At 34.7% G+C, this 25,610-nt stretch carries 20 protein-coding genes, 1 tRNA gene and 2 pseudogenes; 12 read left to right on the forward strand and 11 right to left on the reverse strand.

Annotated features, from left to right (window positions below; genetic code table 11):
- The first annotated feature begins 178 nt into the window (after window positions 1-178).
- The 6 genes and pseudogenes from ACGH47_RS09105 (at window position 179) to ACGH47_RS09130 (ending at window position 5,045) form a co-directional block, all read left to right on the forward strand.
- Window positions 179-742, forward strand: coding sequence for a pseudouridine synthase (locus ACGH47_RS09105; protein WP_411623266.1), 564 nt, complete (start codon window positions 179-181; stop codon window positions 740-742).
- A gap of 161 nt (window positions 743-903) precedes the next feature.
- Window positions 904-1,827 (forward strand): annotated as a pseudogene (gene ftsY / locus ACGH47_RS09110) (signal recognition particle-docking protein FtsY); the annotation flags it as partial.
- A gap of 9 nt (window positions 1,828-1,836) precedes the next feature.
- Window positions 1,837-2,490, forward strand: a complete 654-nt coding sequence (gene ftsE, locus ACGH47_RS09115) for a cell division ATP-binding protein FtsE (protein WP_267360522.1) — start codon at window positions 1,837-1,839, stop codon at window positions 2,488-2,490.
- Window positions 2,491-2,495: 5 nt separating this feature from the next.
- Window positions 2,496-3,458, forward strand: coding sequence for a permease-like cell division protein FtsX (gene ftsX, locus ACGH47_RS09120; RefSeq protein ID WP_411623267.1), 963 nt, complete (start codon window positions 2,496-2,498; stop codon window positions 3,456-3,458).
- Window positions 3,459-3,657: 199 nt separating this feature from the next.
- Window positions 3,658-4,518: an RNA polymerase sigma factor RpoH gene (rpoH, locus tag ACGH47_RS09125; protein WP_267360520.1), complete on the forward strand. Its 861-nt coding sequence runs from the start codon at window positions 3,658-3,660 to the stop codon at window positions 4,516-4,518.
- A gap of 221 nt (window positions 4,519-4,739) precedes the next feature.
- Window positions 4,740-5,045 carry a hypothetical protein gene (locus ACGH47_RS09130; protein WP_411623268.1) on the forward strand — a complete coding sequence of 102 codons (306 nt, stop codon included), beginning with the start codon at window positions 4,740-4,742 and terminating at the stop codon, window positions 5,043-5,045.
- A gap of 214 nt (window positions 5,046-5,259) precedes the next feature.
- Here the strand turns inward: ACGH47_RS09130 and ACGH47_RS09135 are convergent, their stop codons facing one another.
- Window positions 5,260-5,961 carry an aspartate/glutamate racemase family protein gene (locus tag ACGH47_RS09135; protein WP_267380039.1) on the reverse strand — a complete coding sequence of 234 codons (702 nt, stop codon included), beginning with the start codon at window positions 5,959-5,961 and terminating at the stop codon, window positions 5,260-5,262.
- A gap of 147 nt (window positions 5,962-6,108) precedes the next feature.
- Between ACGH47_RS09135 and ACGH47_RS09140 the strand changes: the two are divergent.
- From ACGH47_RS09140 to cobB, 3 genes and pseudogenes are all read left to right on the forward strand, one after another.
- Window positions 6,109-6,948: pseudogene (locus tag ACGH47_RS09140) on the forward strand (VanW family protein).
- A complete protein-coding gene (locus ACGH47_RS09145) occupies window positions 6,932-7,747 on the forward strand; it encodes a hypothetical protein (RefSeq protein WP_411623269.1) in 816 nt (271 codons plus the stop codon). The pseudogene ACGH47_RS09140 and the gene ACGH47_RS09145 overlap by 17 nt, the downstream one beginning before the upstream one ends.
- 45 nt (window positions 7,748-7,792) lie before the next feature.
- Window positions 7,793-8,482 carry a Sir2 family NAD+-dependent deacetylase gene (gene cobB, locus ACGH47_RS09150; RefSeq protein ID WP_411623270.1) on the forward strand — a complete coding sequence of 230 codons (690 nt, stop codon included), beginning with the start codon at window positions 7,793-7,795 and terminating at the stop codon, window positions 8,480-8,482.
- Between the two features lie 506 nt (window positions 8,483-8,988).
- Here the strand turns inward: cobB and ACGH47_RS09155 are convergent.
- The 7 genes from ACGH47_RS09155 to ACGH47_RS09185 all read right to left on the reverse strand — a co-directional run bounded on the left by ACGH47_RS09155 (window position 8,989) and on the right by ACGH47_RS09185 (window position 20,169).
- Window positions 8,989-9,837 (reverse strand): HNH endonuclease, encoded by an 849-nt coding sequence (locus ACGH47_RS09155; RefSeq protein ID WP_411623271.1) that lies wholly within the window; start codon window positions 9,835-9,837, stop codon window positions 8,989-8,991.
- Between the two features lie 5 nt (window positions 9,838-9,842).
- Entirely contained in the window at window positions 9,843-10,715 is an 873-nt protein-coding gene (locus ACGH47_RS09160) for a phosphorothioated DNA-binding restriction endonuclease (RefSeq protein ID WP_411623272.1), read from the reverse strand.
- Window positions 10,716-11,675: 960 nt separating this feature from the next.
- Window positions 11,676-12,386 carry a M48 family metallopeptidase gene (locus tag ACGH47_RS09165; RefSeq protein WP_411623273.1) on the reverse strand — a complete coding sequence of 237 codons (711 nt, stop codon included), beginning with the start codon at window positions 12,384-12,386 and terminating at the stop codon, window positions 11,676-11,678.
- Window positions 12,386-15,478 carry a type I restriction endonuclease subunit R gene (locus ACGH47_RS09170; protein WP_411623274.1) on the reverse strand — a complete coding sequence of 1,031 codons (3,093 nt, stop codon included), beginning with the start codon at window positions 15,476-15,478 and terminating at the stop codon, window positions 12,386-12,388. The genes ACGH47_RS09165 and ACGH47_RS09170 overlap by 1 nt, the downstream gene beginning before the upstream one ends.
- Window positions 15,479-15,761: 283 nt before the next feature.
- Window positions 15,762-17,132 (reverse strand): restriction endonuclease subunit S, encoded by a 1,371-nt coding sequence (locus ACGH47_RS09175; protein ID WP_411623275.1) that lies wholly within the window; start codon window positions 17,130-17,132, stop codon window positions 15,762-15,764.
- Complete coding sequence (locus ACGH47_RS09180) at window positions 17,129-19,549, reverse strand: type I restriction-modification system subunit M (RefSeq protein WP_411623276.1); 2,421 nt, start codon at window positions 19,547-19,549, stop codon at window positions 17,129-17,131. The genes ACGH47_RS09175 and ACGH47_RS09180 overlap by 4 nt, the downstream gene beginning before the upstream one ends.
- 544 nt (window positions 19,550-20,093) lie before the next feature.
- A tRNA-Phe gene (locus ACGH47_RS09185) sits at window positions 20,094-20,169 on the reverse strand.
- A gap of 157 nt (window positions 20,170-20,326) precedes the next feature.
- Here ACGH47_RS09185 and ACGH47_RS09190 point away from each other — a divergent pair.
- The 3 genes from ACGH47_RS09190 (at window position 20,327) to groL (ending at window position 22,895) form a co-directional block, all read left to right on the forward strand.
- Window positions 20,327-20,764, forward strand: a complete 438-nt coding sequence (locus ACGH47_RS09190) for an FxsA family protein (RefSeq protein WP_411623277.1) — start codon at window positions 20,327-20,329, stop codon at window positions 20,762-20,764.
- Between the two features lie 146 nt (window positions 20,765-20,910).
- A complete protein-coding gene (locus tag ACGH47_RS09195) occupies window positions 20,911-21,204 on the forward strand; it encodes a co-chaperone GroES (protein ID WP_034915350.1) in 294 nt (97 codons plus the stop codon).
- Between the two features lie 47 nt (window positions 21,205-21,251).
- Window positions 21,252-22,895, forward strand: a complete 1,644-nt coding sequence (gene groL, locus ACGH47_RS09200; RefSeq protein ID WP_065558075.1) for a chaperonin GroEL — start codon at window positions 21,252-21,254, stop codon at window positions 22,893-22,895.
- 197 nt (window positions 22,896-23,092) lie between these two features.
- On the opposite strand, the gene ACGH47_RS09205 is transcribed toward groL, so the two are convergent.
- The 3 genes from ACGH47_RS09205 to ACGH47_RS09215 are packed head-to-tail and all read right to left on the reverse strand — an operon-like array spanning window position 23,093 to window position 25,555.
- Entirely contained in the window at window positions 23,093-23,668 is a 576-nt protein-coding gene (locus tag ACGH47_RS09205; RefSeq protein WP_267360503.1) for a manganese efflux pump MntP family protein, read from the reverse strand.
- Window positions 23,669-23,727: 59 nt separating this feature from the next.
- Complete coding sequence (locus ACGH47_RS09210) at window positions 23,728-24,342, reverse strand: hypothetical protein (protein ID WP_411623278.1); 615 nt, start codon at window positions 24,340-24,342, stop codon at window positions 23,728-23,730.
- A 31-nt stretch (window positions 24,343-24,373) separates the two neighbouring features.
- Entirely contained in the window at window positions 24,374-25,555 is a 1,182-nt protein-coding gene (locus tag ACGH47_RS09215) for a bifunctional tRNA (adenosine(37)-C2)-methyltransferase TrmG/ribosomal RNA large subunit methyltransferase RlmN (protein WP_267350024.1), read from the reverse strand.
- Window positions 25,556-25,610 lie beyond the last annotated feature (55 nt).

Consider the following 25,610-nt stretch of genomic DNA (forward strand, 5'->3'; position numbering starts at 1 on the left):
AGAAGTGAAACGCCGTAGTGCCGATGGTAGTGTGGGTATTACCCATGTGAGAGTAGGGTGCCGCCAGACTTTTAAATAAGTGCGAGAGCCCAGCAGAGATGCTGGGCTTTTTTGCTATCTATGATATAAGAAATTAAAATCAACGTAATAGAAGAGCAGAGAGGGATATAGTCTGGAAATGAGCTCATTAATCGCTTTTAATAAACCATTTAATGTGGTGTCTCAATTTTCAGCACATGAAAAGTATCCAACATTGAAAGATTTTATCTCATTACCCAAATTTTATCCTGCTGGACGATTAGATACTGACAGTGAAGGATTACTTTTATTAACAAACGATGGTAAACTACAAGCTAAAATTAGTTCACCAAAATTTAAGCTACCAAAAACGTATTGGGTTCAAGTTGAAGGATCAATTACTCAACAAGCAATAGATAAATTAAAGCGTGGTGTTCAATTAAAAGAATTTTATACTGCACCTGCACTAGCAACTATTTTAGAAGAACCAACATTCCTATGGCAAAGAGTGCCTCCTATTAGAGAACGTAAAACTATTCCGACATCATGGATAAGTATCACTATTACAGAAGGTAAAAATCGACAAGTTCGAAGGATGTGTGCTGCAGTTGGTTTTCCATGTTTACGATTGATTAGAGTCCAAATAGGTCAATATAATTTATTCAGCCATAATTTACCTTTAGGTGAATGGAAAACAATAAACCTAGATAATCTTTATCTATAAAATAAATAGTAGATAATTAAGTACTATTTTGTAGAGAATTTTTGAATAAACTAGATCAATATATTCATCTATTTGTACTGAATAAATTGGGCTTTATACTAAAATAAGATAAAATGATCTTTATCATGATCATAGGATAACTATTTATGGTAGAACAAAAAAAAGAGGGATTTTTTTCTCGTCTAAAGCAAAGTCTCTTTAAAACAAAACAAAATATAGGATCAGGTTTTTTAAATTTATTTAGAGGAAAAAAAATAGACGATGCTTTATTTGAAGAACTTGAAGAACAATTATTAATTGCAGATGTTGGTTTTGAAACTACGCAAAAAATTATTTCAGCTTTAACTCAACAAGCTTCTCGCAAAGCGTTAAAAGATGCTGATGCTTTACATGAACTATTAAAGCAAGAAATGAAATCTGTGTTAAATGGAGTTGATAAACCGCTGGATATTTCAACTCATAAACCATTTGTGATATTAATGGTTGGTGTTAACGGTGTCGGTAAAACAACAACAATAGGTAAATTAGCTCGTCAATTTCAACAACAAGGTAAATCTGTTATGCTTGCCGCAGGTGATACATTTCGTGCTGCAGCGGTTGAACAATTACAAGTATGGGGAGAACGAAATAATATTCCGGTAATTGCACAGCATATTAATGCGGATTCGGCTTCAGTTATTTATGATGCCATTCAAGCTGCCAAAGCTAAAAATATTGATGTTCTAATAGCTGATACTGCAGGTCGTTTACAAAACAAATCACATTTAATGGATGAACTAAAAAAAATTGTTCGAGTGATAAAAAAACATGATGAAACTGCACCACATGAAATCATGTTAACAATTGATGCAGGCACTGGACAAAACGCAATTAGCCAAACTAAATTATTTAATGAAGCAGTTGGATTAACAGGCATGACCTTAACTAAATTAGATGGTACCGCAAAAGGAGGTATTATCTTTAGTATTGCTGATCAGTTTAATATCCCTATCCGTTATATCGGTGTTGGCGAAAAAATAGAAGATTTAAGACCTTTCAACGCTGATGATTTTATTAACGCACTGTTTGATGAAACAGATGAATAGAGAGAGGCTATGATCCAATTTCAACATGTGAGTAAAGTTTATTCGGGCGGAAGACCTGCATTGCAGAATATAAACTTTACATTATCAACAGGTGAAATGGCATTTTTAACAGGTCATTCGGGTGCTGGCAAAAGCACCTTAATGCGTCTTATTTGTGGTTTGGAAAAAGCGAATGATGGTAAAGTAATGCTTAATAACATTGATGTGTCAACGTTACGAAAGCAGGATATGCCTTTTTTACGGCGAAAAATAGGTATGATCTTTCAAGATCACCAATTACTTATGGATCATACTGTTTATGACAATGTTGCTATTCCTTTAATCATTTTAGGTAAACCAGTTGAAGAAATCCGACGACGGGTTTCTGCATCGCTTGATAAAGTTGGATTAATCAATAAAGCTAAGTTCTATCCCATTCAGTTATCTGGTGGAGAACAGCAAAGGGTAGGGATTGCAAGAGCGATTGTTAATCGTCCCAGTGTGTTATTAGCCGATGAGCCTACAGGTAATCTTGATGATAAACTTTCAAAAGATATCTTAAAATTGTTTGAAGAATTTAATCAAGCTGGCGTAACGGTATTAATGGCAACGCATAATATTGGGCTTATTCGTCGAAAACACCACCGAATACTTCATTTAAATCAAGGGCGTTTAGAGGGCTAATATTAATGATAAACGCTAATGTCAGATCAGCCAAAGCAACTTCTAAAAATAAAAGTCACTTTTTAGGTCGTTGGAAAAGACAAATAAGTTATGCATGGCAAAATGTTTTTAATCATTTCAAACAAAATATTTTAACATCACTACTGACAATTTTCGTTATAGCAATTTCAATAAGTTTACCAACAATCGGCTATTTATTATGGAAAAATGCGAATCAAGCTGCACATCGGTGGTCTCCAACGCCAAATTTAACGGCATATATAAGCAAGACATTTAATGCTGAGCAAACTGACGAATTAATTGAAAAAATCAAATCTCTTTCAGAGGTGGAAAAAGTTAATTATCTTTCACGCGATGATGCTAAAGAAGAATTTATTTCATGGTCTGGATTCAGTAGTGCATTAGATTTATTAGAAGAAAATCCACTGCCGGCGGTAGCAATTATTATTCCTAAACCAGAAGCAAAAAAGACAGAAATACTTCATAAATTACAATCAGAAATTTTCAAAATTGATGGTATCGATGATGTCAAACTAGACGATAGCTGGTTTACTCGTTTGACAGCTTTAACTGATATGGTTAAAGCAATAGTTTGGGCTATTGCAATATTTATGATTATTGCAGTATCACTGGTTATTGGAAATAGTATTCGTTTAAGTATTTTTGCCCGAAAACAAACAATTATTGTTATGCAATTAATAGGCGCTACTGAAGGTTTTATTTTACGCCCTTTTCTGTATAGTGGAATGTTTATTGGATTTATAAGTGCTTTATTTTCTGTCGTTTTATCGGAAATATTTATTTTTCAGATAGAATCTATTATATTAAATGTCTCAAATGAATTCGGAACAGTATTTTCACTAGAAGGGTTATTGTGGGATGAAGTCTTGCTAATTGTATTAATTACAATTGTGATAGGATGGTTATCATCACTTATTACAACAAAAAGATATTTAAAAATTAGTTAATTAAGATAGTTCTTCTTAATAGTATTAAGTAGAAAAGGTGATTAATATTTTTATAAATATTTTTTTATTTTAAACCTAATTGTGAACTAAATTACATTTTAACTGTCTAATATTAAAAGTTTAAAACTGTATAAAGTTTTATATTGTTGTAATCAAAAATAAATACAACAAAAAAAGTTTAAATAAAGGGGGGAATTAAATGAGTACTGATTTAAAAATGCAAGTAGGTGCTTTAATCCCACAAGGCAATATTGAATCTTACCTTCGCTTGATTAATACCTATCCTATGCTAACTGCTGAGGAAGAAAAATCTTTAGGCGAAAGACTTTACTATCATGATGATGTTGATGCAGCAAGACAATTAATTTTATCGCATTTACGTTTTGTTGCGCACATCGCCCGTGGTTATTCTGGTTACGGTTTACCACAAGCAGATTTGATACAAGAAGGTAATATTGGTCTAATGAAAGCAGTACGTCGCTTTAATCCTGAAATGGGCGTTCGTTTAGTGTCATTTGCAGTACATTGGATTAAAGCTGAAATTCATGAGTATGTGTTAAAAAACTGGCGTATTGTTAAAGTTGCAACGACTAAAGCACAAAGAAAATTATTCTTTAATTTAAGAAAAAACAAACAACGTTTGGGTTGGTTTAATAGTGCTGAAGTTGATATGGTTGCTGATGAATTAGGTGTTAGCCGTAAAGATGTGCTTGAAATGGAATCGCGTATGTCTGCACAAGATATGTCCTTTGATGTCGATAGCGATGATGATGATAACGCAGTTGTTGCGCCGGCATTATATTTAGAAGATAGTAATTCAGATTTCTCTAAATCAATTGAAAATGATAATTGGGAAAATGATGCAACCGACAAGTTACATGATGCTTTATCACAATTAGATGAACGTAGCCAAGATATCATTAAAGCTCGATGGTTAGATGCTGATGATAGTAAATCAACGTTGCAAGTTTTAGCTGATAAATATAGTGTTTCGGCTGAACGAATCCGCCAACTTGAAAAAAATGCTATGAAAAAACTACGTGTTGCGATAGAAGCATAAGCTTTTTGTTAACTGCTACTTTTATAAGCCTTGCTGGAAAAGCAGTAAGGCTTTTTTTATGAATAAAATCTTTAAATTACAGTTAATAGGGGTTTAAAATACTGTTATCAAAATTCATCCAAAAAACATATAAATATGTTATAAATAAAAAATCATCTTTATTTATGACTACATTGCATAAATATATTTATGTAAATGACTTACTAATTTAGGAATAAGAAATGTTGAAAAAAATTACTAAAAGTATTTTATTAAGCCTTCTGTTTGCAAATCTTGTTGCTTGTAATGAAAAAAATAAACATGGCCTAGGAACTATCAAAATAGATACTGGTGCAGTTGAATGTGATCGCTATATTGCATTGATTTTGGATTTACAAAATACATCACAACTGCCTGCCGAATCTGAAGAGTCAGTTAAAAAAAGTATTGAGGAGTTTAGACAGATGGTTGAAAAAAATCCAGATGCGATTAAAGGTGAATGTAATGCGGCCTATTCTGCGATGCGAGGCGCTATAGAGGAACGCTAATTTCAATGAAACATTAAACAAGGATTCTTTAGCGTATCCATTCAAAAGAATTTTTATGTGCTTATAATGACTGATTTCAAAGCGCACAATAAAAAGTTAATTAGTTTTTGTTGAAAATGCATATTATTCACATCAGTTAAAATCAAGAATTTTTTCGTAGCGATTTTATATTAAAGGCAATCGGTAAGTATTTAGATTGCCATCTGCTATAGGATTAAAAACAACCTTTATTTATTGCGCTTAATGCTGCTTCTTGAGCATGTAACAGAGCTGTATCAAAAAAAGGGATCTTGTGATCTGCTTGAGAAATTAATAAACCAATCTCCGTACAACCAAGTATCACTCCTTGGGCTCCTTTTATAACTAGCTTATCAATGATATTAAGATAGGTTTGTTTCGATGTAGGGTTAATGATACCATGGCAAAGTTCATCATAAATAATTTGATTGATGATCATTCTACCTTGCTCATCGGGAATCAGCACTTTTAAACCTTTATTAATCAGTTTTGATTTATAAAAGTCTTGTTCCATCGTATATTTTGTTCCAAGCAAAGCAACGGTTTGAATATTTTCTTTAATTAAGTGCTGTGCCGTAACATCAGCAATATGAAGAATGGGAATATCAATGGCTGCTTGAATCTGATCTGCGACTTTGTGCATAGTATTGGTACAAATCACGATAAAATCTGCACCAGCTTGCACTAACCTTTTCGCTGCATCAATTAAAATAAGCGCACTTTTATCCCACTCACCATTGGCTTGGCAATGTTCAATTTCTTGAAAATCGACACTATATAAAAGTGTTTTCGCTGAATGTAATCCTCCTAATGATTGTCCTACCTTTTGATTGATAACTTGATAATAAGTCACGGTACTTTCCCAGCTCATCCCGCCGATTAAACCTATTGTTTTCATTTTATTCATCCTTAACGTACTAAATCATAATATAACTTCTTTAAGATATCTTTTAGTTTATTATTAAAAGTTTATGTATCTCTTCTCTCAAAAAATAGTACTAATGTTATAATTTATCTTATTGGAATTTAAGATAAAAAACAATTAATGTCTAAACCGTTATCAAGTTATCATCCCTTACTTTATTGGTTAAGGGTAAATCAGCGTCGTTTGTTTCGTCATTTGTTCTGGTATTGTTCTTCGCGTCAATATAGCTTAGAACTTAGTCATGATTTACGTTTACCATATCGATATAAAAAACATACATCCAAATTAATACGTCGATTGGGTAACAGCGATATTCAGCTTCAATACAATAAAGTCACAAATCTAAAAATTGCAGTGGATTCGTTAAATGGAATCTTAATTAAACCAGGTGAATATTTTTCGTTTTGCCGATTAGTCGGAAAACCAACTAAAAAGCGAGGATTTTTGAATGGAATGGAACTTTCATTTGGTGTAGCTCGTTCCGGTATTGGCGGTGGTATATGTCAGATTAGTAATCTAATTCATTGGTTAGCTCTCCATTCAGAACTCCAAATAGTCGAATGAGCAAATCATAGCTTTGATCCTTTTCCTGATGATGGTCGAGTGTTGCCTTTTGGTTCGGGTGCCGCTATTTTTTATAATTATATTGATCTTATTATTTATAATCCTACCGATAAAACGTTTCAAATTATGCTTCATGTTGGAGAGCACCAACTAGAAGGTGAGCTATTATGTGATGAAGAAAGACAATACAGCTATCATGTTTATGAAAAGCAGCATGCCTTTATTAAAAGGCAAGGTGTTATCTATAGAAAAAATGAAATCTGGAGAGACACCATGACCAAAAACAATGTCGGTGGCGCCCCGGCATGTATTCGTTCAGAAATGATGTATAAAAATAATGTAATTGTAAAATACGAAGTGAATGGAGAATTGATAACAAATGAAGAAAACGAGTAAATGTCTATTTTTAATGCAAATAATGTGTTTAGTTTTATCTTTTTCATGTTTTGCTGATCCCAAAGTGATTCATGTTGTTGTCGCTTTATGTGATAACAAATATCAGCAAATAGCACCGGTTCCTAAAGCGATTGGTAATGGTCAAGATCCAAAAAATAATCTTTATTGGGGGGCGGCCTATGGTTTTAAAACCTATTTTGGTAAACAAAAAGAGTGGCAAGTAGTACAAATCAATAAACCTGATGATGGTAAAATATTAGAAGAGATTGTGTACAAGCATCGAAACAAAGATGTTTATCTGATAGCTCAGGCATATGATGGCAAATACATAGATGATACTATTGATGATTTTATAGAATATTCAGCAGGTAAAAAACAATCATCATTTACGATAGATAACAAGCAAATAACGGCTGGAGGAAAAGCTGATTTAGTCGTTTATATTGGTCATAATGCTTTAATGGAATGGTCTTGGCGTAAATTTTTGCCTGATAGTTGGCGTTGGGAAACACTTCCAAATGACGCACAAGAACAACAAAAATCGAGATATGCGGCCGTTTTTGCTTGTAAAAGTCAAAAATATTTTTCGAAACCGTTATCTGGTTTGGGGATTTCGCCCTTAATTTTAACTATGCATCTTATGGCTCCGGAAGCATATAGTGTGCACGCTATGATCGATGCTTGGTTAAAAGGCGAAAGCAAAGCTAATATTCGATTGAAAGTGGCTACTGCTTATAGCAAGTATCAGAAATTGAACAAACCCGCGTTGAACATGTTTACTACGGAATATAGTCAGTAGTATTTTAGTTAAATCGGCATAATTTTGAATACTGGAGTCTAAAATATGATCAAAACACCTAAAATTGTTATTTTAACTGGTGCGGGTATATCGGCGGAATCTGGGCTATCGACATTCCGTGCGAAAAATGGATTGTGGGAAGGGTATGATGTTAACGATGTTGCAACCTATGAAGGTTATAGTCGAAATCCCATTGCGGTTCATTCCTTCTATAATATGCTACGAAGAAAATTACAAAGTCCTGATGTAAAACCGAATTTAGCTCATTTTGCTTTAGCTGAAATGGAACACAAATTGGGCAGTGAAAATGTATTAGTGGTCACACAAAATGTAGATAATCTACATGAACAGGCAGGTTCTAAAAATATTATTCATATGCATGGTGAACTATTAAAAGTTCGTAATGAGCAAACAGGGCAGATTATTGATTGTCTGGAAGATGTCGATTATCAACAAAATAAATTTATTCGCCCTCATATAGTATGGTTTGGAGAAATCCCATTACAAATGGATAAAATCTACGATGCACTTTCACAGGCTGACTATTTCATTTCTATTGGGACATCTGGTAATGTTTATCCTGCCGCGGGATTTGTAAAAGTTGCTAATCAATCAGGGGCTAAAACTATTGAGCTTAATTTAGAGCCGAGTTTAAGTGAAAGTTTATTTCAAACCAAAATTTACGGCCCAGCAAGTCAAGTTGTGCCTGAATTTATTAAAAAATTTATTGTTTAATTTATGGTTAAAAAATAAATAAAAAAAGCTTTTTAATCTACAATTTGGTTTAAAGAGCTTAGGTGCAAAAATAGGAATAAGTTGTTATTTGGAAAAAATAGATTTTTTATATTAAATTTATCGGTAATATACTACTTTTGTGACTTAATCATATAATTTAAAGCATTAATCAATTCCGATTATTTTGATCTAAGCTTTCTTTTAAGATAATTAACAGAGTTTATTTCATATTCTCAATATATCTAGAAATTTTTTATTAATACCATTTTAGTTTGATATTATTTATTTGAAAAAGTGCTATAGTTTAAAAATTTATGTGGGAAATGTTTTATTGGTTTCTTAACTATTCTCTTTATCAAACTTAGTAATCAGCTTATTAAACACATAATCGATATCAAATTAGATAATGCTGCTAGTGATCTACTTCTTTTAATTTCTCATTACCATGTTGAGCAAAAAGATATTTTCCTTCACTGGTAATTATGGAAGCAATAATATGAATGAATTTATTTGTGTTTAGTGACTTCTTTTGCTCTTAATTTTGCAATTTTTTTTAATTTAGTAATATCGTTATCATTTTTAACAACATGCATTTTACGGTGGCAGTTGGGACATAATGCAACCGTATTTTCTATTGAATCTTCGCCACCTTCAGATAACCAGATTATATGATGACATTCTAGATAGGGAATATTATCCTTTGTCAAAAAAGGTGCTGGATTGTCACAAAGATCACATTTTCCCTTAGCTTTACGTTTTATAAATTCAGCTAACTCAGCACTTCTTATATATTGAGGCGTAACAATATCTCGTTTACCGGGTTTTTTATTTTGCTTAATTATTTTATTGAGTAACTTATCTAGTTTGTATTTGTGAACTTGTTCTTCTTTTACTTTTTTATAATTAGAAAAAATTCTATTTGGTAACTTATTCTCAGTAAGTTTTAGTGGAAAAACCCAAACTTTACGTAATACTTGATTAGCATCGTATTGCTGAGTTTGATAGGGTGAAGCAGCTTTAATTAAACGTCCAGAATAGGTATATTCTTTTTCCTTAAACACTTCAAAATAATGTACACTTATGCCATTAGAATCAATTTCATTAAGTGTTTTATTTTGCATAAAATATAAACTTTGATCACCTGTTTGCCCCATTCCTGTATAATGAAGTACATCATTATTCCAAACATCGGAATAAACTGACTCTACATGATTCGTAATTAGAACAAGAGTATGAGTAGTATTAGATTTTCGCATTCCACCTTGTGGACTACATTTAAAAATATCACATAATTGTTGATTATTTAAAACTTTACCAGGTATTAATTGATTAATTTGATTGTCGATTTTAGCCATCGTCATTAGTTCCTAAACACTTCTTTCAAATGCCATTCAACAAACCGATCATGTAAATGATCTTCCTTCGATCTAGGTTGCTTAATATCTTTTCCGTCAAAATCCCAAAATAGTCTCTCGACAATTTGATTACCGTTAATACCATTCGATATTTTAATTTTTAAACTACTATCAAGCCCAATTACTCCCATATCAAAAGCCGAATGATGTAATGAACAAAGCGCTAAACCATTATTGATAACACAAGGACCGCCATGCTGTTTCCATTTTACATGGGCTGCTTCAAGACCAATGGATACTGAATCATACCTTAAATCAAAACCACAAATTGCACATTGGTAATTGTAAGCTCGTAAGACTAACTGTCTGAACTTTGGATCTCGTTGGCGATTAAAATTGGTTAAACTAAAATCAAGTCGATTGATTAAATTTTCTTGCACACTTTCAGGAAAATGCTGACTTAAAATCTGTTCTGCTATTTGATCGATAGCTGATGGATTTTTTATAAGACATTGATAGGATGGTTCATCAAATCCCCCATAAACTTGTGATGAGGCTTGCTGTTTGCTGGTTGGCTCTTTACTTGGATTATTGATATTTATGCAATTTTCAATATTGGTTAATTGCCAGAATCCATCATTTTTCAATCGCCAAAAAGGCATATTAGGATAGTAATGTGTACGCTGAGGACCAAAACGCATCAAGAGATCAAGCAATGGTTCCTCAATTTCAGTTTTATAATTAAATAAACGTGTATGACTTTGTTTATATTTTGATAAGACATACAGAAGTAATAAAGGTTTATGTGGTGCTCGTTGTTCGCCTTTTTTCCAAATGGTGATATCAATGATTTTTTTCTGTAATTGTTTGCAATCCATTATTTTTGATAAATTAATGTAAAGATAAAGATTGGACATTATTATAAAAATAAAATTATTTTTGTGATCTAGTTCACAAAAATATGAAACATACTGTAAAAAAATTAGTTTATTACAGAACAAATGAGAATATTTACTTCCAAATCGTATTTGATAAAAAGCCATCAATAGCTAGTTTTATGTTTGGATATTGAATTAGATTACAAAGTTTTTTAATTTCCATCTTATTCTTACACCAAACGCCAAAGTTTCAGGATTAAGCTGATAACGATCTGTATCAATTTCAAAATCAACTAATTCTTTGGTATAACTTTCAAGTGCATTTGGTTGCCAACTATTTGCAATGATTTGATCTGATTTACTAAAACATCAAAGTCATATGTATCATCTATACCGTCTCCTTGTGGTAGGGGTAAAACGACAATAGATTTACTTTCATATGTCATTCAAACTTTGCAAATTGCCATATTGCTATTTTGAGAATGGTGTTGCTGATTGAGCAATATATCAATCCTTTTGTCACAATCTGCGTGATTAACCACTGGTAAGCATAATAGTGTTAATAACAACGAATTTTTTAAATCAATCATTTGATTATACCTTTCAAGCTCATTCTATTAGAATTGAGATTTATATATTATTGACATGGCTGCTTTTTATTCAAATGTGAAGGTTGTTTTAATTCTCAGGCCAATAAAATATTGATATTAATTAATATGTTATATAGTTTTTAATTTGGAATAATTTCAGACACAAAAAAATAACTTTCGCCGGTGTTCTTTTTTGGAATTGGTGCTCGGACGTGGAATTGAAGATACTGCTTAAAGACTCGGAGGGGGGAGAAATTTAAGTTATATAAGCATCTAGGATTGTATCCTTAACTGAATACGTATTTTTAGTTAGCACTAATAATGCTAAAGAAAAACTCACTATAGAAAATCATACATTTATTAAAGAAATTTACAGCCAATTATCGTAGTTCAACGGTAATCCATTCAGCAATGCTTTACGTTCTAGCCAATCAGGAAGTAACTTATCCATATGAGCTTTAAAGCGGTCATTATGATTACGCTCAAGTAGGTGTACTAACTCATGAACCAGAATGTATTCTAAACATTCTAGAGGCTTCTTTGCCAGTTCTAAATTCAACCAAATACGTTTAGCTTGTGTATTGCAACTTCCCCATTTGGTTTTCATTTTTTTTACACCCCAAGCAGCGACATCTACACCTATTTTATTTTCCCAAAGAGGTAATAAGTCTGATATTCGCTTTTTAAGAACATTCCGGTAGTAAGTCGTCAAAACTAACATTTTTTGCTCAGCAGTTACCATAGGGTTTACATATAAATGCAATCGTCCTCGATTCAATTTAGCTTCCTGCTTACCGATATGTGCTACTACATTGAGGCGATAGCATCTTCCCCAAAGGTAATGACATTCACCATTGACCATTTCGCGTTCTGATTGCCGAGGTTGTTTTACAAATTTATTCTGTTGTTTTTTAATCCAAGGGATACGCCGTATCACAGCCATCCGCATAGCCACGTCTGTCATATATTCAGGTACAGATGCACGTACTCGTCCATCCGGTGGTAACACACTAATGTGTAAATTTTTGATTGCCTTACGATTCAACTGTATAGTTATCGAACCAATTTCAATTATCGTCATTATTGATACTCTTTCTGCGCTTTTGCAAGTTCCATTAAAGCCTGAATATCCACTTCATAACCAGCTGTTTCTTCTCGAAGAGCATTGGCAATTTCGCGTTCTTTAAAACGATCACCAACCCAATCCGCCTTTTTCGTGTAACGAATTGTACTATCAATTTTTGTTGCAAGCTTCTCATCTTTTCCAAAGTTATCGTAAAAAGCGCGTTTAGGATTAGTATCCATAGATTTCGGATAGTTAAATGCAGTTTGTTCGGGGCGAACGACCTTACGAGATAATTCTTGAATTTTCTCCAGATAATCTTGATATTCAATCGCTTTTTGCCTGCGAAGTTCAATTAGTTCATTTAATAAAACTGACATTTGTTCGTAATATTTAGGATTAACAGGATTTTCATCAACAATAATTTTTCGTACGTTATTCTCAATAGCTTCAGCCATTGCTCTCGGATTGTTACGTAGATTTTCAGGCAGGGTATCAATCGCACCGGCACCTTTTTCGACGATTAACTCAATTAATCCTATTTCTTCAAAGTCCATAAGCGCTTTACTATCATCGGCACGAATATACATATCTAACAGGTGTCGCATTGCGGGCTCAAAACGCTTCATCTCGACCAAATCACCACTAGCCAGCTTAATTTCATCACGAACTTTTTCATAGTGGCAAACTTCTGACTTGATTAAATCAATATCTTGAGCAGAATAGCCCGCATCAGGCATTTCGTTAGCAATATTAGCAAATGCACGTAATAACTTAACTACGGCCTTGTACAAGGTTATACGAAGCGCTTCTTTATCGGTTAATTCATCTTGATTCAAGCCAGACTCACCACAAAAATAATGAATATAATCTTGAGTCTTTCGTGGGACTTTTACCGGTTCACATAATGCTCGAACCATTTCCAGCGCATTATCCAAATCCAGCTTGGCTTGCTCTAAACGGTTTTTTAGTAAACCGGCTACATCTTCCTTGTCATAATCCTCAAACGCACCTTGAGTATAGTCAGAAATTGCTTTACCTAAAGAACGGAACAAATCTTTGTAGTCGATAATATAACCATATTCTTTATCATCACCATCTAAACGATTGACCCGACAAATTGCCTGAAATAGACTGTGATCTTTCATTTGCTTATCAATATACAAATAGGTGGCTGAAGGTGCATCAAAGCCCGTTAGCAATTTATCGACCACAATCAATAGACGCATCTGCCCAGGCTCATCAATGAAACGCTTTTTAACTTCTGTTTCAAACTGTTCAACCATATTAGCAACTTTGTCTTGAGCTAATTCAAAATAGTCTGCTAGCATTTTGCGGTAACAATCATATTTAAAGAGTTTTTCCGTTAACCCTTCTCCTGTCTCTTCACCTTTAATATTCGCTGCAGTTGGTTGAAAACTGGTCACAATAGCGACCTTTCCAGCTAAGTCTGTTTGGCTGAACATTTCATAAGCTTTACAGGCCTGATAAACATCAGAGCACACTAACATAGCATTACCGTGACCATCCATCAAGCGTGGTTTAGTGTCCATATCCAGCAAGATATCATTCATAATCTGTTGCAAGCGTGATTTGCTGGATAACACTTTTTGCATTGTGCCCCATTTTTGTTTAAGCTGCGTTTTTGCTATTCGAGATAAGCCACGCGTTTTCGCCTCAAACCACTCATCGATTTTCTTTTGGGATGTAATGTGTTGGTCTATGTCTCTTGCTTCATAGCGCAAATCCAATACTACGCCATCGGCGACAGCCTCATCAAATTTATAGGTATGAATGTAAGGGCCAAATACCTCAACGGATTTCTTTTTGTCTTTTTTCATCAGCGGCGTGCCCGTGAAACCAACAAACATTGCCTCAGGCAAAATTGATTTCATGGCATCATGTAACTTGTTAGATTGGGTACGATGGCACTCATCGACAAATACAAACAACTCGCCTTTAGCGCTAAAGTTGGATGGCAGTGACTTTTTCAGCTCTTGAATAAATTCATCGGTTGCAGCATCACGTTCAGACTCAGACAGACAACCAAACTTATGCACCAATGTACAGATTAACCAAGGATTCGGTTGATTTAACGTCGCCACTAAATCGGCACCGCTTTTGGTGCGGTAAATGTCTTCCTCAACTCCTATAAATACTTTTTCAATTTGCTCATCCAGTTCAGTACGGTCAGTCACAATCAGCACACGGGCATCTTTGACATTTTCCCGTATCCATTTAGCTAACCACACCATAGTTAGGCTTTTACCTGAACCTTGAGTGTGCCAAATTATGCCACCCTCACGCTTTGCAATGTAATGCTTAGCAGCCTCAATACCAAAAAACTGATTGTGACGACAGGTTTTCTTTATTCCCGCATCAAAAACAATAAAATCATGGATGATTTGTAAAAAACGGACTTTGTTACATATACGGCTTAGGTGAAAATCAAGTTTATGCGTATAAGTGTTTTCAAGTGTTTCTTTCCACTCAAGATAATATTTTTCGGGAGTTTCAATTGTAGCATACCGTAAACCTTGCGTATCATTGCCAGCCATTACTAATTGCATGGTAGTGAAAAAGTTACGAATAAAATCCTTTTTTTGGTTATCCAGATTTTGACGAATCCCTTCAGATACCGATATACACGAGCGCTTAAGCTCTATTACGCCCAGTGCAATACCGTTTACATACAGCACAATGTCAGGTCGTTTCTTATTTTCGCCCTTGATAGAAACTTCTTCGGCTATGGCAAAATCGTTGGCTTCAGGATTATTCCAATCAATCAACCATACTGTTTCATTCTGATGTCCAGTTCCTTCTTTATCTTTAACACCATAGCGCAACAAACGATAAACATCTTTGTTGGCATAATAGAGCTTTTTACCTTCACCCAGCGCTGCTGCCATATCCAACTGGCGAATAGTACGCTTAATTAACGCCTCACTTACACCACGTTTTTTTAACCAATCACTAAGGATCGCAACTTCAATATTCTTATTATTTTCACGATCCTGCCAATTACCTAAATAACGATAACCTAAGTCAGTTTGAAAAAACTGAACAATGCGATTTTGGGTAGCACGTTCACGCTGGCCGACAATACTCATATTCATTTTCCTTCATCTGTTTTTTTAGCTAAAGGCTCAGGAGATAAGAATTTATAGTATCTTCTCGTCATCCAGATTGCTCTGCCTGATATCCTACTTGCCATCAAATTAGGTAAACTCAGTCCTTTCATACAAATTTAAGCTATTTATAAAAATACGCATAATTGCAGCAGAAAAATGTACCGGCTTACCTATTGCCTTTAGTTAAATTTTATTATTCTTTTATTTAGCAAATTCTCGAGCTCCGATTCAAGAATTTAATTATTTATATAACGTTTTTAATTCATACCAATCTTGTTCTTCCTGTTAGTAACTCCTGCATCATCCCCTGTTTGATTTTACGGGTTTTGCTAAGACGTTGCTCCAAGGCTTGAATATCTTCATCAATATCGGAGAGGATTGTGGCGATAGAAGTTTGCTCATCTTTTATAGTTTGCAAAGGCATTAAAGATTGTTTGAACTCAGCCATTCCAACTAAATTTTTCATCGCTCCTCCTTGAGTACCATCTATAATTCGCTCTTGAAATCCATCCCATTTAAAGTAGTGATAGAAGTATTTTGAATCAATATTGTGATTTAAGGTAATCTTTAATAAAGCCTGGTTTATTACACCTTTGGGGTGCTTCTTAGGTATCTGATAAATACGGCCAATAGTTCCTGAACAGCTAACAATAAAATCATTGTGAGAAACTGAAAATCTCTTTAATTCATCAAATTTTTGCTGATTAATGTAATAGTTACCAATGTTAATCGTTTCGTAAATAGCATTTCTTTGTTCGTACACTTTGTAACCGTTTTTCGTGAAATGCTCTTTTTTTATCGCTCCGCCAAATGGTCCACGAACCAGACCGTTTGGTATTGCCATATTTTGCAACGAAACCAATTCCCAATCCTCCGGTATCTCCCCCAATTCACTCTGTTTGATACCTTTTTTCGAACCATCTTCGCGCAAAGCAAATTGTGGTAGACGAGTACGACCAGTAAGGAGTTGTTGCATGGTGGCAACTTTGATAGCCTGTTTTTTGGTGATCAGCTTTTCCAACTCGGTAATCAGCAGATCGACATCAGATAGTGCATTGGCTATGGCAGTTTGTTCTTTCGGTTCAGGATAAACTACAGGTATTTTTCCCAGAGATCCTCGAGAAATTCGTTTGTGTGTTGTTCCTCCTACCTGTTCTAAAACAAATTTAAACCAATCTGATGAAGAAAAATATTGATTGTAGAATTCACGATTTGCTATTTCATTAGAAGGTCGAAATATTGTGACATCTACAGACGTGATTACTTTATCTTCTCCAATATCAGGAAGAACGCAAGCTCGTCCTGCTGGTTCTGCTAAACGACAAATTAACAAATCACCCTTGTATAACTCCTTACACTTGAGTGTTTCAAAGGATTCTTCAAAAATATATTTTTTGGCATCTTTTTCAACATATCGACCAATTCCTATATTTCCTGTCTGTATTAACCTAATGCCTTTGTTTGTAATATGTTTCGCTTCAATCCAGTCTCCATCATCAAACAGACATTTTTGGAAATTTACCAATTCAAATATGGTCTTTACCTCCCAATCCTCCGGAATCACTCCAACTTCAGTCTGCTTATATCCAATTGGAATAAGATTTGGGCTTGCTTCAGCGACTACATTGCTCATAATGTCCACTCCAGTCCCATCGCTTTTAAATGACCAGCCACTTTATCACTCAGACTTGCTACCGATTGCATAATCATTGGTAGTGGCTCACTGTAACGCTCTTCCAACTCTTTAACTCGATTAGCAAGTTGTTGGGTAATCCGTTCGATTTCAGCAATAAGGTTTGATTCGAGAGTCGCTAACCATTTATCGTCAACTATTAGAGATTTGATTTCATCAATACTAAGCTTCGAGTACTGCTTAAATACCGCCAAATCAAGTGCGTCTTGCGCTTCTTTCAGCGCTTTTTTAGCATCAGCCTCACAATCAAACAGTTTTTTAGCGTGTTTAAGTGCAGTTTTTTCATCAGCGTTAGTGGCAACTTTCAAACGCGTAGTGACTGTAGCTTTGGTGACTTTATCTTTGTCATTGACTGCATCATTGAGCAGACCATCGTCACCGCTGTTTTCCTCAAGATATGTTTCTAGCTCTTGACTTGCGCTATCAAGTTTACTTTGTAATACATCGACCTTGGCTTGTTCATCAGCAAAATAGCGCGCTACAATAAGCGTAGGTGGGATTAATTCCGCTTTATATTTGGCTTTACCAATCACTAAATCAGGCGTCTCTTTAAGTTTTTCACCTTTTTCCGCAACCAATTCACACAGAACTTTACCCAAAGACCAACCATCTTGCACTAGCACATAAACATCATCTTGCATGGTATCGGCCCAGTAGTCCATTAAGATCTGGTAGATATCATATTTACTTAGCAACGGTGTTCGCGAATAACTTTGCAGCAGATCTTCGCTGATCTGATGAATAATCTGTTTTGGCTGCTCACCTTGTTTTATCGCTTTTAGGTTTGCACGTTCAGCCCAATTGATAAAGGGTTTAAGAGTTTGTGTTGCAAAGCTTTTGAACTCTGCATGGTTTAGAATGGTATTTTTCACTTCCGAGGCGTTAACCAAAGCTTCGCTATAACCTTGACGCGCTGGTTTGAATAAGGTAGCGCGAATACTCGGGAATATTTGCCAGTAGGGTTCTAAAGCATCGACGTCACGATTGGGAATTCCCCCTTGCAGGTGGGCACTAAGATCATGCAGATCTTCCGGTTCGCTAGAATCAATATAGCGCGGAATATTCAGGTTGTAATCATTGGCTTCTATTTCGCTTAATGGTACTACACGACTAAAACGTGGCTGTTCCAATTGTTTGGTAAACACCTCAACAATTTTGTAAATATCCTGGCTACGTAAGCGATTTTTATTGCCATCTTTGATAAAACCTTTACTAGCATCGATCATAAAAATACTTTCCCTTATCGATGCGTGTTCTTTATCGATCACAATAATACAGGCTGGGATGCCGGTACCATAGAATAGGTTGGCAGGTAAACCAATAATGCCTTTTATATAACCTTGTTTAATCAGGTTTTCACGAATACGTGCTTCGGCGTTGCCACGAAATAATACGCCATGAGGTAGAATAACTGCGCCTTTGCCAGTGCTTTTTAAACTTTTGATAATATGTAACAAAAAGGCATAGTCACCATTTTTTTCGGGTGGCACCCCCCAGCTGAAGCGATCAAATTGATCCTCTTGAGGATTAATACCGTTAGTCCAGTTTTTATTTGAAAATGGTGGGTTAGCAACCGCAAAATCAAAAGTTTTAAGTTTTCCATTTTCTTCTTTCCATTGTGGATCTGTAATGGTATTACCTTTCCAAATTTTGGCGGTGGCATTGTTGTGCAGAATCATGTTCATACGAGCCAATGCACTGGTGGCGTTATCCATTTCTTGACCAAAAATACTCAAACCACGTGGAGCTTCATCACTGGCTTTTAATAAAAGAGAACCGGAACCACAGGTTGGGTCATAAACGGTGGTGTCCTGCCGAGTATTACTATTAATACCGATCACTTTAGCAAGAATGCGCGACACTTCGGATGGCGTATAAAACTGGCCTTTAGATTTACCCGATTCAGTTGCAAAGTGACGCATCAGATATTCATAAGCATCACCCAATAAATCGTCACCATCGGCACGGTTGGAAGAGAGATCAAGTCCTTCAAATAGACCTATCAGTTTAGATAGGCGATCAACCATCTCTTTACCTTTACCGAGTTTATCTTCATCATTAAAATCGGCTACATCAATAACACCTTTGAGATCATTCTCTTCAGCTAACGCACTGATGATTTTATTTATTTTATCACCAATTTCTTTATTGCCTTTAAGCTTAACCATATCATCAAAGCTAGCGCCTTGTGGCACGACAATCAAACCGTAAGGATTGCCTTTATATTTGTCTGATACATACTTCATAAACAATATTGTCAGAACATAATCTTTATACTGACTGGCATCCATTCCACCGCGCAGTTCATCGCAACTAGCCCAAAGGGATGTATATAGTTCAGTTTTTTTGATGGCCATGGGTATTCCTAATTATTACTTCATTTGCGTAATCGGATGTTGTTTTTCCGACACGTTTTAAATATGAACAGATTAAAGATTGGAGACAGGGTTGTAATCATTTAACAAAACTGCCTCCAATTTTTGTTTACCGATAAAAACAATGTATTAAATTAGGCATCAATCCTACCACAAATTATGAGGAAGTGTGATGCTATATGTAATAATATTTTGACTGGAAAAATAGTAAGATATCTTCTCATTTGCGCTAAAAGATATGGAATTTTAACAAATATCACACTTGCTGTTGGTTTTGCTTTTAATAAATTATTCTAAATTAGAGGTTCTTATATAGTTATTAGGATAAGATCTTACTGTTAACTTTTTCTATTGGAATTTATATATTACTGATATGAATAATTTTTATTCTAATGTGAAGGTTATTTTAAATTTCAGGTCAATGAATATGTTGATTCATTGATATTAATAACGATTTTTTACATTTTTTAATTTGCTGGAATTTCAGACACAAAAAAACCAGCTTTCGCTGGTGTTCTTTTAGAATTGGTGCCCGGACGCGGAATCGAACCACGGACACGGGGATTTTCAATCCCCTGCTCTACCGACTGAGCTATCCGGGCAACAATGGAGGTGTATTAAACACGATCTGTGATAATTCGTCAATTCTTTTTGTGATATATTTTTTAAAAAATAGTTTGTTTGGTTGAAAAATAACTTATTGGCTTTATATTATTATTAATATCTAACAATATCACATTATTTTAAGGGAATTGTTACATGCGATATTTCTTGTGTATTCTTTTTTTCATTTATGCTTATTTCGAAATTAGTTTTTTCATAAAGGTTGCTGATTCAATTGGGGTATTCCTTGCGCTAATTTGTATTATTGCTACTTCCTTCATTGGGTTTTCTTTAGTTAAAACACAAGGTTTAAAGAATTTTAGTATTATGCGACAAAAAATGGCTAATCATCAGAGTTTGAAAAACGAAGTAATTAAAAATGTCGCTTTGCTATTTGCTGGTTTTTTCTTGCTGATTCCGGGATTTTTGACTGATTTATTAGGAGTGATTTTATTAATTCCTTACGTACAAAATTATTTAGTGAAATTAATTGTAGAAAAAATGCCTATTCAATCTAGCGTTGATTCATCAAGATCCTTTCATCAATCTGATGAGATTATTGAAGGAGAATTTATTCGGAAAGATGATGAATAAATAATCAATTGGTCATTTTTTTGAAATTCCTCACTTGAAGAATATAAAAAAGACCCCCATGTAAACTTCACTACATTTTAAAATCATAATTTTATGATTTATTTTTAATTATCATCTATTTAAATATTAGTGCTAGGAGATAACTAATGAAAATTCGTCCATTGCATGATCGTGTGATCATTAAACGTAAAGAAGTGGAATCAAAATCAGCTGGCGGTATTGTTTTAACAGGTTCAGCTGCAGGTAAATCAACACGTGGTGAAGTTTTAGCTGTTGGTAATGGTCGCATTTTAGAAAATGGTCAAGTACAACCGCTAGATGTTAAAGTTGGTGATATCGTAATTTTCAATGAAGGATATGGCGTTAAAACAGAAAAAATCGATAATGAAGAAGTGCTTATCCTGTCTGAAAGCGATATTTTAGCTATTGTACAAGCATAACTGGCAACTAATTTAAATTATATACAGAATTTAGGAGAAATACGAAGATGGCCGCTAAAGATGTAAAATTTGGTAATGACGCTCGCGTTAAAATGCTTCAAGGCGTGAATGTATTAGCTGATGCAGTAAAAGTGACTTTGGGCCCTAAAGGGCGTAACGTCGTTTTAGATAAATCATTTGGTGCTCCAACTATCACTAAAGATGGTGTTTCAGTTGCTCGTGAAATCGAATTAGAAGATAAATTCGAAAATATGGGTGCACAAATGGTTAAAGAAGTGGCATCGAAAGCAAATGATGCTGCTGGTGACGGTACAACAACGGCAACTGTGCTTGCTCAAGCTATTGTTAACGAAGGTTTAAAAGCAGTGGCTGCAGGAATGAATCCAATGGATTTAAAACGTGGTATCGATAAAGCAGTCGTTGCAGCCGTTGAAGAACTTAAAAAATTATCAGCTCCATGTGCAGACTCTAAAGCAATTGCACAAGTTGGTACTATTTCTGCTAACTCAGATGAAACTGTGGGTACTTTAATTGCGCAAGCAATGGAAAAAGTAGGTAAAGAAGGTGTTATCACTGTTGAAGACGGCACGGGTTTACAAGACGAACTTGATGTGGTTGAAGGTATGCAGTTTGATCGTGGTTATTTATCACCTTATTTCATCAATAAACCAGAAACAGCAACGGTTGAATTAGATAGTCCATATATCTTATTAGTTGATAAAAAAATCTCTAATATCCGTGAATTATTACCGGTATTAGAAGCGGTTGCAAAAGCGGGTAAATCACTATTAATTATTGCTGAAGATGTTGAAGGTGAAGCATTAGCAACATTAGTTGTGAATACTATGCGTGGTATTGTTAAAGTTGCAGCCGTAAAAGCACCAGGCTTTGGTGACCGTCGTAAAGCAATGTTACAAGATATCGCTATTTTAACAGCTGGTACTGTCATTTCAGAAGAAATCGGTTTAGAGCTTGAAAAAGCAACGTTAGAAGATTTAGGTCAAGCTAAACGTGTTGTTATCAATAAAGACAATACTACTATCATAGATGGTGTGGGTGAAGAGTCTTTAATTAATGCTCGTGTTGAACAAATTCGTAAACAAATTGAAGAATCAACTTCTGATTACGATAAAGAAAAACTTCAAGAACGTGTGGCTAAATTAGCTGGCGGTGTTGCAGTAATTAAAGTTGGTGCAGCAACTGAAGTTGAAATGAAAGAGAAAAAAGCACGTGTAGAAGATGCATTACATGCAACTCGTGCTGCTGTTGAAGAAGGTGTTGTTGCCGGTGGTGGTGTAGCGTTAGTTCGTGCTGCTTCAGCGATTGCTGAGCTAAAAGGTGCGAATGAAGATCAAAACGTAGGTATCAAAGTTGCACTTCGTGCAATGGAAGCACCATTACGTCAAATCGTCACTAACTGTGGTGAAGAAGCATCTGTTGTTGTTAACGCAGTTAAAGGTGGTAAAGGTAACTATGGTTACAATGCTTCAACTGAAGAGTATGGTGATATGATTGCAATGGGTATTTTAGATCCAACTAAAGTAACTCGTAGTGCATTACAATATGCTGCATCTGTTGCTGGTCTTATGATCACAACTGAATGTATGGTTACTGATTTACCTAAAGATGATAAAGCTGATTTAGGTGCTGCTGGTATGGGCGGCATGGGTGGTATGGGCGGAATGATGTAATTCTTTCCTTACACACAAACTAAATATTTGAAAAAACTATCCGTTTACGCGGGTAGTTTTTTTATATTCACAAATCAATTTTTTCCCTTTATCATTTTTTATCAAAAAAACTTTTTTCTTTGACAAGTTTGAATAAATTAACAAATTAAAATTAAATGTATGTTGGAATATGAAAAAGAGTATTGAATTTTGCGAATTTAATTTGAAAGATGCTGATAAAGTGTTATTACGCCAATCGCAATTAACACCAATCCGCCTAAAATCTCGGCTTGTTTTCCGATAAAACAACCAATTTTTTTTCCTAGTAATAAACCTATAGTCACCATGACACAGGTTGCTAATCCAATCATGCTTGCTGCAATATAAATATTAACACTAGCTAATGCTAAACTAATTCCAACAGCAAATGCATCCAAGCTGGTAGAAATAGCGGTAAAAATTAAGATAAGAAAAGATTTTTTGGAAGAAGCTATTTCTTTTTCTGAAAAATCATCATCGCCATCTTTAAAACTATTATAAATCATGCTAATGCCTAAAAATAACATGACAGCAAATACTACCCAGTGATCCCAACGCTCTATATAGTGCAGTGTCAAAATGCCTATGAGCCAACCTAGCAATGGTGTGATTGCTTCAACGACACCAAATAAAATACCAACTTTTAAGGCGCCAATAAAGGGAGTCGATTTAAATGAAATTCCACGACAAACAGCAACCGCAAAAGCATCTGTAGACATTGCCATTGCTAATAAAAATATCGTCAAAAAACTCATGACATATGCTCTTGTTTATAATTATTTGGATAAACGATTATTTAATATAGGGTTGTACTTTATTGTTCAACAATTGATAATAAATAACTCGCTATTCTTTTATCACCTTTATTTTGATAAAGATCAACTGTTTTTAAAACCGTTTCACGACGTTTTGCATCATATTGGAAAAGTTGTTTAAACATTAAGTCAGCTGTTTTTTTATCATCATTTTGGATTGCACAATATCCATATTGTTCATAGGTATCGGCTTTCCAATTATGGCGATCGTATTCAAGGCTTTTTTCAAACTCCTTTTGTGCTTCCTGATAACGTCCAAGACCACATAAAAAAGATCCATAATGTACATGATATAAGCCATTACCTGGTTGCATAAGGGTAATGCGTTTATAAATCATTTCTGCTTCATTGTATTCGCCAACGTGCTGATCAAACATTGCCATAGCTAGCATAATTTGTGGGTTATTGGGTGAATATTGATTTGCTAATTTGAGATTATAGTGTGCAGCTTTAATGTTATCTTCCGATTCATTTGCTTTGCTTAGATATCCTAACCCTAATTGCATTCTTGCAAAAGCTGCCGCTTCGGGATCGAACTCTTCGTTACCATTTATTTGGCAGCCTGATAGTGTTAATAATGCTAAACAGCTTAGTAATATGAGTATTTTTTTCATCAACTATTCCTTTATTAATTTACCTTGATCGTTATGCTGTTTGTTTAATAAGATTTTGCTTTTTATATAAAGTCCGTTTAGTACGATCAACGACGTCACCGGCCAACTGACCGCAAGCCGCATCAATATCATCGCCACGTGTTTTACGAACAATCACTGTAAATCCATATCCCATTAACGTTTTCATAAAACGATCGATACGTGTGTTTGAGCATTTTGAAAAAGGAGCACCAGGGAATGGGTTCCAAGGTATTAAATTGATTTTACTTGGAACGTTTTTTAAGAATTTAGCAAGTTCATGAGCATGTTCAACACTATCATTGATTTGATTAAGTAATACATATTCAATCGTTACTTTTCCATGATTAGCGTTTGATGTCGACAGATAACGTAAAATTGAGTCGCGTAACATTGCCATATTATATTTTTGATTAATTGGCATAATTTCGCTACGTATATTATCATTTGGCGCATGCAATGAAATAGCTAAGGCGACATCAATCATACCTGCTAATTTATCTAAAGCAGGAACAACACCAGAAGTCGATAGGGTTACTCGTCTTTTTGATAAGCCATAACCAAAATCATCTAACATGATTTCCATTGCTGGTACGACATTCGATAAATTGAGTAAAGGCTCTCCCATACCCATCATGACCACATTAGTAATAGGTCTATCTGCTAATTTACCGGTTACACCAATGACTTTCGATGCTCGCCATACTTGACCTATAATTTCAGATACCGTTAAGTTACGATTAAAGCCTTGTTGTGCGGTTGAACAGAATTTGCACGCTAAAGCACAGCCAACTTGTGATGAAACACAGAGGGTTGCACGATCTCTTTCTGGAATATAAACAGATTCAATCATCTGGTTATCACCAACATCTAACGCCCATTTTATTGTACCATCGGATGAGCGCTGTTCCATTGCAATTACTGGTGCTTTAATTTCAGCGATTAATTTTAGATGTTCACGTAACTTTTTGTTGATATCGGTCATCTGATCAAAATCATCTATCCCAAAATGATAGATCCATTTCATGACTTGATCAGCTCTAAATGGTTTTTCGCCCAATGAAATAAAAAACTCTCTCAATTGTTGACGAGTTAAATCAAGTAAATTTATTTTTTCACTTTTAGGATTAGTTGTATTAAGATTGGATGCATCTGCACAATTAACAGACGTATTTGGTGTAGCAGGTGTTAACATATGGCCTCGTTTTTACACATTATGGCTATTTAAAAATTTAAGGAAAGGATTATAC

Origin of the sequence: Gilliamella sp. CG16, assembly GCF_046635785.1 — a bacterium.
Classification (GTDB): Bacteria; Pseudomonadota; Gammaproteobacteria; order Enterobacterales; family Orbaceae; genus Gilliamella; species Gilliamella apicola_I.

What these genes read in the sequence shown, in the direction of transcription:
- ACGH47_RS09160 (WP_411623272.1), bottom strand. Translation starts at nt 10,715, where the DNA reads ATGGATTGCAAACAATTACAGAAAAAAATCATTGATATCACCATTTGG.
- ACGH47_RS09170 (WP_411623274.1), bottom strand. Translation starts at nt 15,478, where the DNA reads ATGAGTATTGTCGGCCAGCGTGAACGTGCTACCCAAAATCGCATTGTT.
- ACGH47_RS09135 (WP_267380039.1), bottom strand. Translation starts at nt 5,961, where the DNA reads ATGAAAACAATAGGTTTAATCGGCGGGATGAGCTGGGAAAGTACCGTG.
- ACGH47_RS09210 (WP_411623278.1), bottom strand. Translation starts at nt 24,342, where the DNA reads ATGAAAAAAATACTCATATTACTAAGCTGTTTAGCATTATTAACACTA.
- ACGH47_RS09195 (WP_034915350.1), top strand. Translation starts at nt 20,911, where the DNA reads ATGAAAATTCGTCCATTGCATGATCGTGTGATCATTAAACGTAAAGAA.
- ftsE (WP_267360522.1), top strand. Translation starts at nt 1,837, where the DNA reads ATGATCCAATTTCAACATGTGAGTAAAGTTTATTCGGGCGGAAGACCT.
- groL (WP_065558075.1), top strand. Translation starts at nt 21,252, where the DNA reads ATGGCCGCTAAAGATGTAAAATTTGGTAATGACGCTCGCGTTAAAATG.
- rpoH (WP_267360520.1), top strand. Translation starts at nt 3,658, where the DNA reads ATGAGTACTGATTTAAAAATGCAAGTAGGTGCTTTAATCCCACAAGGC.
- ACGH47_RS09145 (WP_411623269.1), top strand. Translation starts at nt 6,932, where the DNA reads ATGAAGAAAACGAGTAAATGTCTATTTTTAATGCAAATAATGTGTTTA.
- cobB (WP_411623270.1), top strand. Translation starts at nt 7,793, where the DNA reads ATGATCAAAACACCTAAAATTGTTATTTTAACTGGTGCGGGTATATCG.
- ACGH47_RS09130 (WP_411623268.1), top strand. Translation starts at nt 4,740, where the DNA reads ATGTTGAAAAAAATTACTAAAAGTATTTTATTAAGCCTTCTGTTTGCA.
- ACGH47_RS09165 (WP_411623273.1), bottom strand. Translation starts at nt 12,386, where the DNA reads ATGACGATAATTGAAATTGGTTCGATAACTATACAGTTGAATCGTAAG.
- ACGH47_RS09205 (WP_267360503.1), bottom strand. Translation starts at nt 23,668, where the DNA reads ATGAGTTTTTTGACGATATTTTTATTAGCAATGGCAATGTCTACAGAT.
- ACGH47_RS09190 (WP_411623277.1), top strand. Translation starts at nt 20,327, where the DNA reads ATGCGATATTTCTTGTGTATTCTTTTTTTCATTTATGCTTATTTCGAA.
- ACGH47_RS09105 (WP_411623266.1), top strand. Translation starts at nt 179, where the DNA reads ATGAGCTCATTAATCGCTTTTAATAAACCATTTAATGTGGTGTCTCAA.
- ACGH47_RS09215 (WP_267350024.1), bottom strand. Translation starts at nt 25,555, where the DNA reads ATGTTAACACCTGCTACACCAAATACGTCTGTTAATTGTGCAGATGCA.
- ACGH47_RS09155 (WP_411623271.1), bottom strand. Translation starts at nt 9,837, where the DNA reads ATGGCTAAAATCGACAATCAAATTAATCAATTAATACCTGGTAAAGTT.
- ACGH47_RS09180 (WP_411623276.1), bottom strand. Translation starts at nt 19,549, where the DNA reads ATGGCCATCAAAAAAACTGAACTATATACATCCCTTTGGGCTAGTTGC.
- ftsX (WP_411623267.1), top strand. Translation starts at nt 2,496, where the DNA reads ATGATAAACGCTAATGTCAGATCAGCCAAAGCAACTTCTAAAAATAAA.
- ACGH47_RS09175 (WP_411623275.1), bottom strand. Translation starts at nt 17,132, where the DNA reads ATGAGCAATGTAGTCGCTGAAGCAAGCCCAAATCTTATTCCAATTGGA.